This window comes from Paradesulfitobacterium aromaticivorans, assembly GCF_054657415.1.
Window position 1 is genome coordinate 80703 of sequence record NZ_BAAHYT010000010.1, and the last position, 14168, is coordinate 94870.

The 14168-nt window shown below is 51.1% G+C and carries 13 protein-coding genes and 1 pseudogene; 2 read left to right on the forward strand and 12 right to left on the reverse strand.

The annotated features are described in order from the left end of the window. Positions 1 to 186 precede the first annotated feature (186 nt). The 6 genes from ACYQ2N_RS05700 to iorA (ACYQ2N_RS05725) are packed head-to-tail and all read right to left on the reverse strand — an operon-like array spanning position 187 to position 6779. Positions 187 to 1254: a 3-isopropylmalate dehydrogenase gene (locus ACYQ2N_RS05700; protein ID WP_459998079.1), complete on the reverse strand. Its 1068-nt coding sequence runs from the start codon at positions 1252 to 1254 to the stop codon at positions 187 to 189. Next, positions 1251 to 1751, reverse strand: coding sequence for a 3-isopropylmalate dehydratase small subunit (locus ACYQ2N_RS05705; protein ID WP_459998080.1), 501 nt, complete (start codon positions 1749 to 1751; stop codon positions 1251 to 1253). The genes ACYQ2N_RS05700 and ACYQ2N_RS05705 overlap by 4 nt, the downstream gene beginning before the upstream one ends. A 16-nt stretch (positions 1752 to 1767) precedes the next feature. Next, on the reverse strand, positions 1768 to 3030 hold the full coding sequence (gene leuC, locus ACYQ2N_RS05710) for a 3-isopropylmalate dehydratase large subunit (RefSeq protein ID WP_459998081.1): 1263 nt from the start codon (positions 3028 to 3030) through the stop codon (positions 1768 to 1770). A 14-nt stretch (positions 3031 to 3044) separates the two neighbouring features. Then, positions 3045 to 4391: a phenylacetate--CoA ligase family protein gene (locus ACYQ2N_RS05715; RefSeq protein WP_459998083.1), complete on the reverse strand. Its 1347-nt coding sequence runs from the start codon at positions 4389 to 4391 to the stop codon at positions 3045 to 3047. A gap of 25 nt (positions 4392 to 4416) precedes the next feature. Beyond that, positions 4417 to 5025, reverse strand: coding sequence for an indolepyruvate oxidoreductase subunit beta (locus ACYQ2N_RS05720; protein WP_459998085.1), 609 nt, complete (start codon positions 5023 to 5025; stop codon positions 4417 to 4419). After that, a complete protein-coding gene (gene iorA / locus ACYQ2N_RS05725; RefSeq protein ID WP_459998087.1) occupies positions 5025 to 6779 on the reverse strand; it encodes an indolepyruvate ferredoxin oxidoreductase subunit alpha in 1755 nt (584 codons plus the stop codon). The genes ACYQ2N_RS05720 and iorA (ACYQ2N_RS05725) overlap by 1 nt, the downstream gene beginning before the upstream one ends. 537 nt (positions 6780 to 7316) lie before the next feature. Between iorA (ACYQ2N_RS05725) and iorA (ACYQ2N_RS05730) the strand changes: the two genes are divergently transcribed. Next, the gene (gene iorA, locus ACYQ2N_RS05730) at positions 7317 to 9044 is read left to right on the forward strand and encodes an indolepyruvate ferredoxin oxidoreductase subunit alpha (RefSeq protein WP_459998088.1); all 1728 of its coding nucleotides are present in this window, start codon (positions 7317 to 7319) and stop codon (positions 9042 to 9044) included. After that, the gene (locus tag ACYQ2N_RS05735) at positions 9044 to 9658 is read left to right on the forward strand and encodes an indolepyruvate oxidoreductase subunit beta (RefSeq protein WP_459998089.1); all 615 of its coding nucleotides are present in this window, start codon (positions 9044 to 9046) and stop codon (positions 9656 to 9658) included. Before iorA (ACYQ2N_RS05730) ends, ACYQ2N_RS05735 begins: the two co-directional genes overlap by 1 nt. 178 nt (positions 9659 to 9836) lie before the next feature. On the opposite strand, the gene ACYQ2N_RS05740 is transcribed toward ACYQ2N_RS05735, so the two are convergent. The 6 genes and pseudogenes from ACYQ2N_RS05740 to ACYQ2N_RS05765 all read right to left on the reverse strand — a co-directional run bounded on the left by ACYQ2N_RS05740 (position 9837) and on the right by ACYQ2N_RS05765 (position 14050). Further along, positions 9837 to 10142, reverse strand: a complete 306-nt coding sequence (locus tag ACYQ2N_RS05740) for a nucleotidyltransferase family protein (protein WP_459998091.1) — start codon at positions 10140 to 10142, stop codon at positions 9837 to 9839. Next, positions 10139 to 10540: a nucleotidyltransferase substrate binding protein gene (locus tag ACYQ2N_RS05745; RefSeq protein ID WP_459998092.1), complete on the reverse strand. Its 402-nt coding sequence runs from the start codon at positions 10538 to 10540 to the stop codon at positions 10139 to 10141. Before ACYQ2N_RS05745 ends, ACYQ2N_RS05740 begins: the two co-directional genes overlap by 4 nt. A 183-nt stretch (positions 10541 to 10723) precedes the next feature. After that, positions 10724 to 11597: pseudogene (locus ACYQ2N_RS05750) on the reverse strand (5-oxoprolinase subunit C family protein). A 137-nt stretch (positions 11598 to 11734) separates the two neighbouring features. Continuing rightward, positions 11735 to 12508, reverse strand: coding sequence for a LamB/YcsF family protein (locus ACYQ2N_RS05755; protein ID WP_459998093.1), 774 nt, complete (start codon positions 12506 to 12508; stop codon positions 11735 to 11737). Further along, complete coding sequence (gene pxpB, locus ACYQ2N_RS05760; RefSeq protein WP_459998095.1) at positions 12505 to 13227, reverse strand: 5-oxoprolinase subunit PxpB; 723 nt, start codon at positions 13225 to 13227, stop codon at positions 12505 to 12507. The genes ACYQ2N_RS05755 and pxpB overlap by 4 nt, the downstream gene beginning before the upstream one ends. A gap of 19 nt (positions 13228 to 13246) precedes the next feature. Continuing rightward, positions 13247 to 14050 (reverse strand): carbon-nitrogen family hydrolase, encoded by an 804-nt coding sequence (locus tag ACYQ2N_RS05765; RefSeq protein ID WP_459998097.1) that lies wholly within the window; start codon positions 14048 to 14050, stop codon positions 13247 to 13249. Between the last annotated feature and the right edge of the window lie 118 nt (positions 14051 to 14168).

Genomic DNA, 14168 nt, shown 5'->3' on the forward strand with positions numbered 1-14168 from the left:
CGGAGTACTTCTGTTTGTTTCAGAATTCAGTACTCAGAATTCAGTAGGAGATTTCTTTGTACCCAAAAACTATTCTGACTCCTGCTCCGTTCGGCCGGGAGAATTTCTCTTGAGGTTGGCCGAACGGCGTTAGTCTCCACTGGAGACTAACGTTCCTGACTCCTGTCTCCTGACTTCTTATTTTTATTACCCTAACGCTTCTCTCACCATTTCTCCCACCCGGATAGTCGAGAGACCGGAGTCCGCTCCCAAAGACGGCACCTTGCCGGAGGATAAGAGTCCGCGCAAGGCCTGGTCAATTTTTCCTGCGGCTTCCGTTTCCCCGACATAATCAAGCATCATCCCGATGGCCGCGATTGACGCCATCGGATTCGCCACATTCTTACCGGCATACTTGGGCGCAGAACCGTGTATCGGCTCAAACATGGAGACCTTACCCGGGTGGATATTGCCGGAAGCGGCGATGCCCAACCCCCCCTGGATCATGGCCCCGATATCCGTGAGGATATCCCCGAACAAATTGCTCGTGACCACGACATCAAACCACTCCGGATTTTTCACCATCCACATGCAGGCAGCATCAATATAGGCATGTTCCCTCTCAATGTCCGGGTACTCTTCCCCCACTTCTTCAAAAGCGCGAGTCCAGAGATCCATGGCCCGGATAGCATTCGCTTTGTCTACAAGAGTTACTTTTTTCTGTTTATTGCGCTTGCGAGCCAGTTCAAAGGCATAACGGATAGCCCGTTCCGCTCCTTTACGGGTAAAGATCATATCGGCAATTGCCACTTCATCCGGTGTCCCTTTTTTGAAGATTCCACCGATCCCGGTATAAGCATCCTCGGTATTTTCGCGCACGACTACCATATCCACGTCTTCCGGTTTCTTGCCTTTGAGCGGGCAGAACTCTTCCGCATAGAGCTTGATCGGGCGCAAATTAATATAGAGATCGAGCCCAAAACGCAGCCCCATAATCACGGGCCTTTCAATAAAGCCGGGTTCAAGGCGCGGATCCCCAAGGGCACCGAGGTAGATAGCATCCATGCCTTTATACTCCTCGAGCACGGATTCCGGCATGGTTACACCGGTGTCAAGATAGTGCTGGGCTGACCAGGGATAATCCGTGATTTCGTACGTAAACCCAGATTGACGGGAAACATGCTCCAGCACCTTCAGCCCTTCGGCCACTACTTCCGGACCGACTCCGTCACCGCCGATGACTCCAATCCTGTAATTGCGCGGGGACTTATTCATGATTTACCCCCTCCTAAACGCTCGCTGGCATAATTCACAAGCCCCCCGGCTGCCATTATCTTCTCCATGAATTCCGGGAAGGGGGCAGCCGTGAACGACTGGGATGTGGACAGATTAGTCACCACACCGGTGGCTGGATCAATCCTGACTTTTTGGCCCTGTTCAAAGAACTTGACAATGTCAGGAATTTCAAAAATCGGGAGCCCGATGTTAATGGAATTGCGATAAAAGATGCGGGCAAATGAGGGGGCCACCACTGCCGACACCCCGGCGGCTTTCAGACACAAAGGCGCGACTTCCCTTGAAGAGCCGCATCCGAAATTCGAGTCAGCCACGATCACATCGTCGGGGACAAACCGGGAGGCGAAAGTGGGATCGAGGTCTTCAAACACGTATTTCGCGAGTTCTTTGGGGTCAGGAATATTGCAGTAGCGACCGGCGATAATGACATCCGTATCAATGTCCCGGCCGAACTTCCAGACAGCTCCTTCAATCATTCCTCTTTCTCCCTCCTTACTTGATCTCACCCGGATTCATGACTTTGCCGGCGAGGGCGGTTGCAGCTGCGACCGCCGGGCTTGCCAGGTAAATCTCGCTGGTTACATGCCCCATGCGCCCAACAAAGTTACGGTTGGTCGTGGAGACACAGCGCTCATTCTCGGCCATAATTCCCATATGCCCGCCGACACAAGGACCGCAAGTCGGGGTAGATACCACGCAATCAGCCTGGACAAATGTTTCCAAAAGTCCTTCTTTCATGGCCTGCATGTACACTTTCTGCGTACCGGGAATGATGATGCAGCGTACGTGCGGATGGATTTTCTTACCTTTTAAGAGCGCAGCCGCCACCCGCAAATCCTCAATACGACCGTTGGTGCAGGAGCCGATCACAACCTGGTCCACGGGAACATCCCCAACCTGAGAGATAGGCCTGGTGTTAGACGGCAGGTGAGGGAAAGCCACCTGAGGCTCAATCTCAGCCATATCGAAAACAATCGTTTGCGCGTACTCAGCGTCCGGATCGCTCCGATAAACGGTGTACGGTTTGTCAGTGGCGTTGTGTACATATTCCTCGGTTTTGGCGTCGACGGCAAAGATACCGTTTTTCGCGCCGGCCTCAATGGCCATGTTAGCCATGGTCAGCCTCTCTGCCACTGAGAGTTCGCTGATGGCTTCCCCTGTAAACTCAAGCGCGCTGTAGATGCCGCCATCCACGCCCAGACGTCCAATGGCATAGAGAATCATATCTTTGCCGGATACCCATGGCTGTTTTTTACCCCGGAATTCGATGCGAATAGTCGGTGGCACTTTGAGCCATACTTCGCCCAAAGCCCAAGCTACGGCTACGTCAGTCGAACCAACGCCGGTGGCGAAGGCTCCGATCCCACCGTACGTGCAGGTATGGGAGTCCCCGCCGATCACCAACATGCCGGGCCTTACCAATCCCTGCTCGGGCAAGAGCACATGTTCAATCCCCATGCGTCCTACTTCGTAGTACAGGGTCTCGTGCTTGCGGGCAAATTCGCGCACGGCCTTGGCAACTTTAGCGGACTGAATATCTTTGTTTGGCGTAAAGTGGTCCGGCACGATCACGATTTTACTGGGATCAAATACTTTCTCCGCTCCCCGGATTTTACCGAACTCTTCAATAGCCACGATAGCAGAGAGTTCATTGGCCAAAACCAAGTCCACCTTGGCATTGACGATTTGACCGGGACGCACTTCAGACAAGCCGGCGTGAGCGGCCAGGATTTTTTCCGTAATTGTCATGCCCATCTTCTCACCCCCGCTTAATTAATCTCGCGCAGGTCCACCACCCGTTTGGCCTTGCCCTCACTGCGCTGCAGAGTCTTCGGCCCCACAACCTTGATGCGGGCATTTAAGCCCAGAACCTGATGCAGTTCACGGCTTAAATGTTCCTGGGCCTCTTTCATGGCCTCAGAACCCCGATTGTATAAATCTTCTGAACACTCAACCAATACTTCTAGGTCATCCATATGGGAACTGCCCCGGTCAACCACGATCACATACTGTGGTTCAAGGTGCGGCACAGATAGGATCACACTCTCAATCTGGGAGGGGAACACATTGACCCCGCGGATGATCAGCATGTCGTCCGTACGCCCAGTCACTCTCATCATGCGAGCAGTGGTGCGGCCACAGTCACAGGTCTCCTGGTTAATAATCGTGCGATCCCTGGTGCGGAAACGCAAGACCGGGAATGCTTCCTTCGTGAGAGAGGTAATTACCATCTCCCCCGGGATCCCTGGTGGCAAGACTTCACCGGTCTCGGGATCAATCGTCTCGATCAGGAAATGGTCTTCACTGATGTGCAAGCCGTCATGGTACGGGCATTCTGAAGATACTCCAGGTCCGATTAACTCAGTTAAACCATAAATGTCAAAGGCCTCAATATTGAGTTTGTCTTCGATCTCTTTCTTCATCTCGAGAGTCCACGGTTCAGCACCGAAGAATCCTACTCTCAGTTTGAGGTCACGTGCTGGGTCGATCCCCATTTCTATAGCCTGTTCTGCCAATACGAGGGAATAGGAAGGGGTTGAACAGAGGGCATTGGCCCCGAAATCCTGCCACAGCATGACTTGCCTTTTCGTCAATCCTCCTGACACCGGGACAATCGTAGCCCCGACCTTCTCTGCGCCGTAATGGAAACCCATACCCCCGGTAAAGAGTCCGTACCCATAAGCGTTATGCACGATATCCGCGTTCGTTACCCCACCGGCAGTGAAAACGCGGGCAATCAGTTCAGCCCAAGTGTCAAGATCCTTGGCCGTATATCCGGCAACAACCGGCTTGCCGGTAGTGCCACTTGAGGCATGAAGGCGTACAACGCGCTCCATCGGTTCAGCGAACATCTTAAACGGATAGTTTTCTCTGAGATCATATTTGGTCGTAAATGGAAGCCTGCTCACATCTTTGAGTGTTTTAATATCTTCAGGCTTTACGCCCATCTCGTCCATTTTCTCCCGGTAAAAGGGTACGCGCTGGTAACAGCGTTCAACCGTGCGCTGCAGGCGCTCAAGTTGCAATTTTTCGAGTTTGGGCCGAGGCATCGTCTCATGCTCCCTGTCCCAAATTAGGCATTGCTTGGTCCCGGTAACTGGTTTTTTTACCCTCATCTCTCTTTGCCCCTCCTTTTTTTCATTAGGCACCGGCCGCTGCGGCCTGGGCCATACTCTTGCCGATCTCTACCCCCGCTTGGAATGCCTTAAGGTTAACGTCCAATAGTTTCGCCGGAATTCTTCTTTTAATCACGGCTTCCCAGGCTTTAGCCGACAAATCCAAGTGTGCCGACAACGCGCCTAGGATGATCAGACTGCTCACGCGGGGATTTCCTAATTCTTTGGCTTTGGCGGTAGCCGGGATTGATTGGAGGGCGAAGCCCTTATTCCCCAAAAATTCTATAATGCCGCTGGGATAGGGCTTATAATCTCCGATTTGCCCTGGCATTACTTCAACATCGTTGATCAGCATTAAACCGCCAGGTTTGACATAATGCCCGTAACGTACAGCTTCCAATCTTTCAAAGGCGACTAAGATATCCCCGGTGCCGGTACGTACGGTCGGGGAATAAACTTTGTCCCCAAAACGCAGGTGACTTACGACACTACCGCCCCGCTGGGCGACCCCGTGCACTTCCGTTTGCTTGACTTCCGCCTTTTCCTCGGCAGCAACCAAGGCTAAAACCTCGCTGGCCAGGAGCACTCCCTGACCCCCGACCCCGCAGAGGAGAATATTAGTTACTTGCGACATTACGCATCCCCCTTTAGCCCAATCGCATCGAATTTACAAGCCTGGGCGCACAGTGAACACCCGGTGCAGGCGACCTCGTCAATACACGGCTGCTCCCCGGGCAGGACGCCGGGGCAGCCGATGCGCTGGCAGGCACCACACTGCGTGCACTTATCCTCATTAATCACATACGGGGTCTTCGGCCTGGTTTTCTCACCGCGGGCGAAGATACAGGGTCTGTTGGTGATGATTACAGACGGGCCGTTATGATCAAGAGCTTCTTTAACTGATGCATACATTTCTTTTTGGTTAAACGGATCTGCCACTTGCACATGCTCAACCCCGATGGCTTTAACTAAACCTACGAGGTCAAGGCGCGGGGCCTCTTGGCCCTTTAGTGTCAAGCCAGTTGCCGGATGTTCCTGATGCCCGGTCATGCCCGTCGTTCTGTTGTCCAGGATTAAAGTAGTGGTGTTGCCCCCGTTATAAACGACGTCAATGAGGGGAGGGATCCCGCCGTGAATAAAGGTCGAGTCCCCTATTACCGCTGCCACTTTCTCCGTGCCCCCGATTTCAAAGCCGAAAGCGTTCCCAATCGAAGCGCCCATACAGAAGGATGTGTGCATAGCACCAAGCGGCGGCAGCGCTCCCAGGGTATAACAGCCAATATCCCCAGTAACCAGAACTCCGGCCTTTTTCAAGGCCAGGTAAGCCCCACGGTGGGGACAACCTGGGCACAACTGGGGTGGACGGGCAATAATGTCAAACTCTCCGGCAAAATCTGTCACCGGTTCCTCTTCGAAGAAAGCCTTAGCCAAGACGTCCGCACTGAATTCTCCCGTCCGGGGCAGGCGGTCTTTGCCTACGATATTGCCCACACCCCAGGCGCGGATCTGCTCTTCCATGAACGGTTCTAATTCCTCAATGACATATACTTGTTCGTGCCGGGCGCAAAAGTCGAGGATCTTCTGCTTGGGCAGGGGATAAGTAAGGGCGAGCTTAAAGACCGGGGCGTCAGGGAAGATTTCCTTGGCGTAGGTGTAAGAGGCACCACTGGTAATGATCCCGATCTTACCGCTCCCGTCTTCAATCCGATTGTACGGATAGGATTCAACGAACTCCGTAATTCTTGCTATTTTAGCGTCCAGTTTGGCACGCAGAGACTTGGCGAAGATAGGCACGACCCAATTCGGGACGTCTTTAACAAATTTTTTGTCACTTACGGACTCGGTGCGCTCACCCACGGTCACCATACCTTTGCTGTGGGAGACACGCATGGACGTCCGATAGAGCACCGGCGTGGAAAATTGTTCACTTAGCTCAAAAGCCAATTTCAGATAGTCCTTGGCCTCTTGCGGATCGCTCGGTTCGATCATGGGCACCTGGGCCAGGCGAGCGAAATAACGGTTGTCCTGTTCATTTTGGGAACTGTACATTCCTGGGTCATCCGCGGAAATCACCACAAACCCGCCGACGGTTCCGGCAAAAGGAAATACCATGAAGGAATCGGCAGCCACGTTAAGCCCGACATACTTCATGGAGCATAAGGCCCGTTTGCCGGACATTGCTACACCCATCGCTTCATCAAAAGCTACTTTTTCGTTCGCACCCCACTGCGCACGGATATCTGAATATTGTGAAATTATTTCCAATACTTCCGTGCTTGGAGTTCCAGGGTAACCCGAAGCAAAATACACTCCAGCTTCGTAAGCACCCTGGGCAATGGCGTTGTTTCCAGCCATCAGTATACGTTGGCCTGGACTTGGCAATGTCATTCTCTTTGCCCCTCCTCTGAGTCTTATCATTTGTGAGCACCCGCTGCAGCTACACCACTCGGCGCTCCTTTCCAGGGATTTGGGTATTGTTCCGTTCTGCGCGGCCCCCGCCGGCTATTCTTCCTCATCATCCCTGTTTAATGCTCTCCGACTCTGAACCGCACCTCCCCTTGTCCAGTTTCTTACAGTTCTGCTGTGTTGAGCTAATGATATCAAAAGATTCAGACATTTAGGGCGAGAATTCTCTCAAACGTCATTATTTTAACTTGGATGGGTGAAAAATATGGATAAACGGTTTTCACTCTCCTTTGTTCAACATTTTTTTCGACCCGAAAATTTACCCTCGAAAATTTTACCTTATCCTCTTTACTTCTTGATTTTTTTTGATACAATATGACCACATTGGTCCAAAAATTCAGAAAATGGCCCCCGCCATTATCCTTTCCTTTAAGTTTCAAAAGCCAAACTGTCTGATGATTCGCATTGTACAATATGTCTGCAGTTTCTGCTGTCTTAACAGGGAGGAGAGAAAGGGAAATGAAAACCTTAATGACAGGCAACGAGGCCATCGCCCGCGGTGCCTATGAGTATGGCGTGCGCGTTGCTGCCGCCTACCCAGGGACCCCGAGCACGGAAATCCTCGAAAACCTCGCCAAATACCCGGAAATCTACAGCCAGTGGTCCCCTAATGAAAAGGTGGCCATGGAAGTGGGTGTCGGTGCCGCCATCGGCGGAGCCCGCACCTTAGTCACCATGAAAATGGTCGGGGTCAATGTCGCGGCTGACCCGCTCTTTACCGTCGCTTACACCGGAGTTCGCTCCGGACTGATCTTAGTCTCTGCTGACGACCCGGGCATGCACTCCTCGCAAAACGAGCAGGACAACCGCTATTATGCCGCTTTTGCCAAAATCCCCATGCTCGAACCGTCAGATTCTCAGGAAGCCAAAGAAATGATCGGACTCGCCCTGGATATCTCGGAAGGGTTCGACACGCCGGTCATGGTCCGTACCACCACCCGCATTGCCCACTCCCAAAGTTTAGTCGAGCTAAACGATCCCGGGGAGCGGCCCTTAAAAGCGTATGAGAAAGACGCCAAGAAATACGTTATGATCCCGGCCTATGGGCGCGCCCGCCGGCTCGTGGTCGAAGAGCGCATGCACAAACTCGCCGAGTATGCCGAAACGGCCAAAGTCAACCGCCTGGAAATGAATGACCCCAAAATCGGGATCATCACTTCCGGCATCTCGTACCAATATATCAAAGAAGGATTACCTACCGCTTCTGTCTTAAAGCTAGGGCTCACTAACCCCTTGCCTGCCAAACTTATCCAAGAGTTTGCCTCTAAAGTAGAGAAACTCTATGTCATCGAAGAACTCGAACCCTACCTGGAAAAAGAAATCCGCGCCTTAGGCCTCGAAGTCACCGGCAAAGCACTCTTCCCTCCCTACGGGGAACTCTCCGCCAAAATGGTACGGGAAAAAATCCTGGGAGAAAAGAACGCTCAAATCCTGCCCTTCGAAGCCCCAGTGCGCCCGCCGGTCATGTGCCCGGGCTGCCCGCACCGTGGTCTCTTCTACACCTTAAAACAGCTTAAACTCACCGTCGCCGGGGACATCGGCTGCTACACCTTAGGCACCATGGCACCCTTAGAAGCCATGGACACCTGTATCTGCATGGGTGCCTCCATCTCCGGTGCCCTGGGCCTGGAAAAAGCGCACCCGGAAATGGCGGAAAAACTCGTCTCCGTCATCGGGGACTCCACCTTCCTCCACTCCGGTGTCACTGGACTGATGGATGTCGTGTATAACGGCGGCAATTCCACCGTCATCATCCTGGACAACTCCATCACCGCCATGACCGGGCACCAGGAAAACCCCGCCACCGGGAAAACCTTAATGGGCACGCCCGCACCTCAAGTAGACTTTATCGCGCTCGCCAAAGCCCTGGGGATCAAACGGGTAACCGAAGTTGACCCCTTCGACTTAGACCATGTCAAAGAAGTCGTAAAAACAGAAGTTGCGGCTAAAGAGCCCTCCGTCATCATCACCCGCAGACCCTGCGCCCTCATCGTTAAAACCAGCGAACCGCCGGTCGAAGTCCATGACTGCACAGCCTGCAAAATGTGTATGAAACTCGGCTGCCCGGCCCTTTCCTTTGATGAAGCAAACAAAACCGCGGTCGTTGATCCCTCCCTGTGCAACGGCTGCGGGCTCTGCGTCAACGTTTGTAAATTCAATGCCTTAAGCAAAGGGGGTGCCAACTAATGGCAAACTTAAACATCCTCTTAGTCGGAGTCGGAGGACAAGGAACCATCCTCGCTTCCAAAATCTTAACCCACGCTGCCCTCGCCCAAGGGTACACCGTTAAAATGTCTGAGATTCACGGCATGGCCCAACGGGGCGGCTCCGTCGTAACCCAGGTGCGCTTAGGGGAAGAAGTATACTCTCCGGTGATCGATGAAGGGGAAGCGGACATCATCATCGCCTTCGAACAGCTCGAAGCTTACCGCTGGGCTCACTTTTTACGCGAAGGCGGCGTCCTCATCGCCAATACTCAGAAAATCTCCCCGCTCCCGGTCTTAATCGGGGCGGCCACATACCCGGACACCATCCTCGCCAACTTAAAAGACAAAGTAAAACGTTTCGTAGAAATAGACGGGCTTAAGCTCGCAGCCGAAGCCGGAAATGCGAAAGCCACCAATGTTGTGCTCATGGGAGTCTTGGCCCGCTTTATGGATTTCCCACAAGAAGTGTGGCAGGATGCCTTAAAGGCGCGCATTCCGGAAAAGCTCTTAAGCCTTAATAAGAAAGCTTTTGTCCTGGGGTATGATTACCCTGGTGTCACTGCTTTGCTTGAGGCGGCGGTAGGAAGAGAATAAAAGCTAACAGTATTACACACCCCCCAAAAAAAGGGGGGTCCTTTGGGGAAATTCCTTACACTCTTGATGGCAAGAAAGTGGAATCGGCGGTGTAAAAAGCGATTAACGAGAAACTAATTCTTAACCAGGACGCCCTTCCTAATCCTGAAGTGCTTAAATTCTATAGAAACCTTGTGGCTCAGACTTCATAGAAAAAAACTCCCACTCTATCAATATGGTTTTTCAGTTCCTCATGAGTTAAATGCAAATAATCGACGATATCAAAGAAATAAGGCATAGGGCTTTCTTCTTCTAACATGGCTCGCAACCGCGATAATGTTGAAAAGGTAATATCCTTACCCCAAATGGCAATATCCACATCTGAACCAGGTTTATTTGTCCCTTTTGCCCGGGAACCAAAGATGGCTGCCTTTTCAATCTCGTCAAATCGGCGCATGGCATTAACCATAAACGTCAAATCTTCTTCTCGCAGATCGAAATTCATCCAAGTCCCTCCAAATAATCATAAAACTCTTGGAGCATAGTATAGTAGCTTGTGCGAATCAGCTGTTCCGCTTCATCTGTTAACCGTTCATCATACGTATGGGCCATAAGATTTCTTTTTTCCAGTGCATCAATCCAAATATGACCATTTTGTACTAATTGTACCTGGAATCCGGTTTGTATAGCCATGCGTGGGCTCATGACGTTTAAGCCTTGTTCCTCCAAATAGTCTTTCATGGTTTTCCATGCAAGCTCAAAAGTGTATTCGAAGCATTGAATCAAACCCTGTTTTTCAAATTTGTTTAGCTCTGGCTTCTCGATAAACTCTTTTAGTTGCTGTATTGCTTTTTGAAAGTTTGAAAACCTTTGTCGCCAACGCACATCCTCACCGTCTCCCATCACTACGCCCCCCTTTTCAATATTAATCACATATTAAACGCGTAATCTCCCATATCAAGAATGAATGTATTACCATATTATAACACCTTCATTCTGACCCCGCCAAGGGTTTCATAAGATGTCCTCAAGCAAATTGTCCTTTACCTTTTTTTTGAATAACATTGACCAAAACCGGCACGGATTCTATTTGACTTCGTTAGCGCTTGCCAAAACTCTGAGAAAGTTTTCCATGTTTATCCGCAAGCTTTCCGCTTGGGCGTAGGAAATCTCCTCGAAACGCACCCTTTGCTTGACGTTTGATTGTGCGACCAACGGATAATCTACACTGGCTACCACCGCAATGATCGGATACCCTCCTATAGTCTGTTCTGCTCCCAGGATAATCGGCTGTCCGTTTGGCGGCACTTGAATTCCCCCACGCACAACTGTATCTGAGACTCGGTTTCCTTTAAGTCCGGTATTTAAAACAGGTCCCTCGAGACGGCAGCCCATGCGGTCGCTTTGCCCGCTTACTGTATAAGTGGAAGAGTAAAAAGTATCGAGAGCCACTGATGCGAACATTTCGGCATCAATTCCTCTAACTACGCGCAAAGTGCACTCGCCGGAATAATCAGGGATATATCTCCAGGAAAGAGCCCGGGGAGTAAAATCACCTTCCCACAGAGGTTTCTCACTGGAATATTCCTCCCACACACACCCCTCAAGTATATCCCCCTTGACTAAGGCTCGTCCCTCCAGTCCTCCTAGTGCAGCCGGAATATAGGTAGAACAGCTTCCCAGAACTTGCGGGACCCTGATCCCCCCGGCAATTGCCAGAAGCGCGGCAGCCTTCCCGTATTATCCCAATATCTAACATATCACCCGGTTTAACCTGAATGCTCTTCCAATTCTCTATCAGCTGGCCATTTAAAGTGTTTAGTCCCTGACCCCCGGTTACAGCCACAATGTTACTGGTCAAAAACCGGATTCTAGCTCCGCGCATCGTCATTTCCAAGCCGGTAGTATTGCGCGGGTTTCCGACCAAGATATTCCCTACTTGCAGCGACCATGAATCCATCGCTCCCGCAACGGGAACGCCATATTGAGCATAGCCGACACGGCCAAGATCCTGCACAGTTGTTAAAGAACCGGAGCGCAGTATCTCGAGTATTTTCACTGTTCTTATCCTTTCAACCACAGTCTTTTCAAGGGACACTACTTAGAAATAATCTGATTCAGGGGCTTAATCCTAATTCCTTCGTCCTCCAGAACCTGCTTAATGCTCTTAACAAAAGTTACAACCTCAGGATTATCCCCGTGCAGACAAATTGTATCGGCCTCAAGCGGAATAACCGTTCCGTCTACGGCCTCAACTTTTCCCTCTTGTACCATCTTGACCACACGCCTGGCTGCTACAGAAGGGTCTTGTATAAATGCGCCCTGAGTTCCGCGCGCCACTAGGGACCCGTCAGGATTATATCCCCTGTCAGCGAACACCTCATTGGCTACACGCAAGCCAACTTTTCTGCCAGCTTCCGCAAATTCGGAACTCGCCAAAGCTACCAATATTAAGTTGTCATCAACCCGGGCAACTGCACGCGCAATGGCTTGCGCCAGCTGTTGGTCTTTAACCGCCATATTATAAAGCATGCCGTGTGGCTTCACATGTTGAAGTGTTGCGCCATAGGAGTGGGCGACACCCATTAAAGCGCCAATTTGATAAATAACATAAGCTTCCACTTCTCCCGGGCTTAATTTCATTTCCCGGCGGCCGAAGCCCATAAGATCGGGATAGCCGGGATGCGCCCCGATTCCTACTCCTCTTTCCAGAGCCAGACTCACTGTTTTCTGCATAACCATTGGGTCACCGGCATGAAAACCGCAGGCTATATTGGCCGAGGAAATTAAACTTATTACCTCCTCGTCAGTGGGGATCTTATAAGCACCGAAGCTCTCGCCCATATCACAGTTGATATCGATCGCGTTCATAGGAGCCCTCCCCTCACTAGCAGCCGTTGATATTCTTCATTATTAATGGGCACAAATCGTACCCTGTCTCCACTGCGCACGAGCGCAGGAGGATTTTGCTCCGCATTAAACATATCCAGCGGAGTGCGTCCGATTAACTGCCAGCCCCCAGGCGAATCCAAAGGATAAATCCCGGTTTGCTCCCCAGCAATCCCCACTGAACCTTTGGGTACACGTGTACGCGGCTTGCTCAGACGGGGCGTGGCCAATAAAGGGTCTAACCCTCCCATAAAGGGAAACCCTGGCATAAAGCCAAGCATGTAAACAAGATATTCGTTTTTAGTGTGAAGCGTAACAACCTCTTCAGGGCGTAGGCCTTGATACCGGGCCATAAATTCCAAATCCGGCCCGTACTCCCCGCCATAACAAACGGGAATTTCAATCAGCCTGCCGTGAAATCCGAATTCCGATTCTCCATTTTCTTCGTCCAAGTTAAGCCTGTGCACCCATTCAGACATTTCCGCATAAGTGGTACCCGGACCATAAAACAAAGTAACGGAGTGATATCCCGGTACAAACTCAATGATGCGCGCATCCTGGGCCAGCCGCACCCGCTCGCACAATGTCCATACCCGCTTAAACACCTCATCGCTAATTCCATGCCCGAACTGGACATGAATCGCTCCATCCCCGTACGGGAGCACATTGAATATGGTTGAAGATTTTTTGTCCTCCGCCATAGATCAGCTCCATTCCAACTTACTCGATCTCTACCCTGTCACTCACAGCCGGGAAAGTGTCCCGCGCTTTTTTAACTGTAGCGATATCTATGTCAGCGGTTAGCACTGTTTCCTCATCTCCGGCAGCCGCAATTACAACTCCCCATGGATCGACAATCGCACTGTGTCCCACAAACTGTTTCCCTTGGCTCGTGCCCGCAGAATTGGCTGAGATCAGATAACACTGGTTCTCTAAAGCCCGCACCTGATTAAACAGACGCCAAGCCTCAAGGCGGGGATAGGGCCAAGCCGATGAAATCAGGAGTATCTCCACACCTTGATCGAGCATTTTGCGGAACTGCTCAGGGAATCTTAAGTCATAACAGGTGGCCAGACCCAGAACCCCGATGTCCGTGGGTACTGTCACAACCTGGCATCCTGGGGTTAGAATTTTCCTTTCCTCAGACCCAAAACCGAAAAGGTGGATTTTTCTGTATGTGGCTCTAACGTCTCCCTGGGGACCGAGCAATACACTGGTATTATAAAGTGTAGGTCTGCCATCTTGGCCAGACTCATGATCCGAATCGTTTTCAACAAAGCTGCCGGCCATTATGTACGAATTCAGGCCGCGAGCCTTAGCAGCAATTAAAGACATGGTCTCCCCTGTAATCGTTTCGCTTTCCTCCGCATAGCGGTCAAAAGAAAAATACCCAGTATTCCAAATCTCGGGTAAAACTATAAGTTCCGACCCCTGGCACGCATTCAGCATCCGCGCCATGCGCTCTAGCCTCTGGCCCTTACTCTCACTGTCGCGAATCTCAAATTGAATGGAAGAGACTTTCAAGAATATACCCCCCTGTAAATGGTTAGTTCAATTATGCCAGAAAACCATACTTTATCATATAGGTATAACCACTCACCCAAACACTTTAGAAAAAAAAACCCTAAGGCCTAAACCCAGG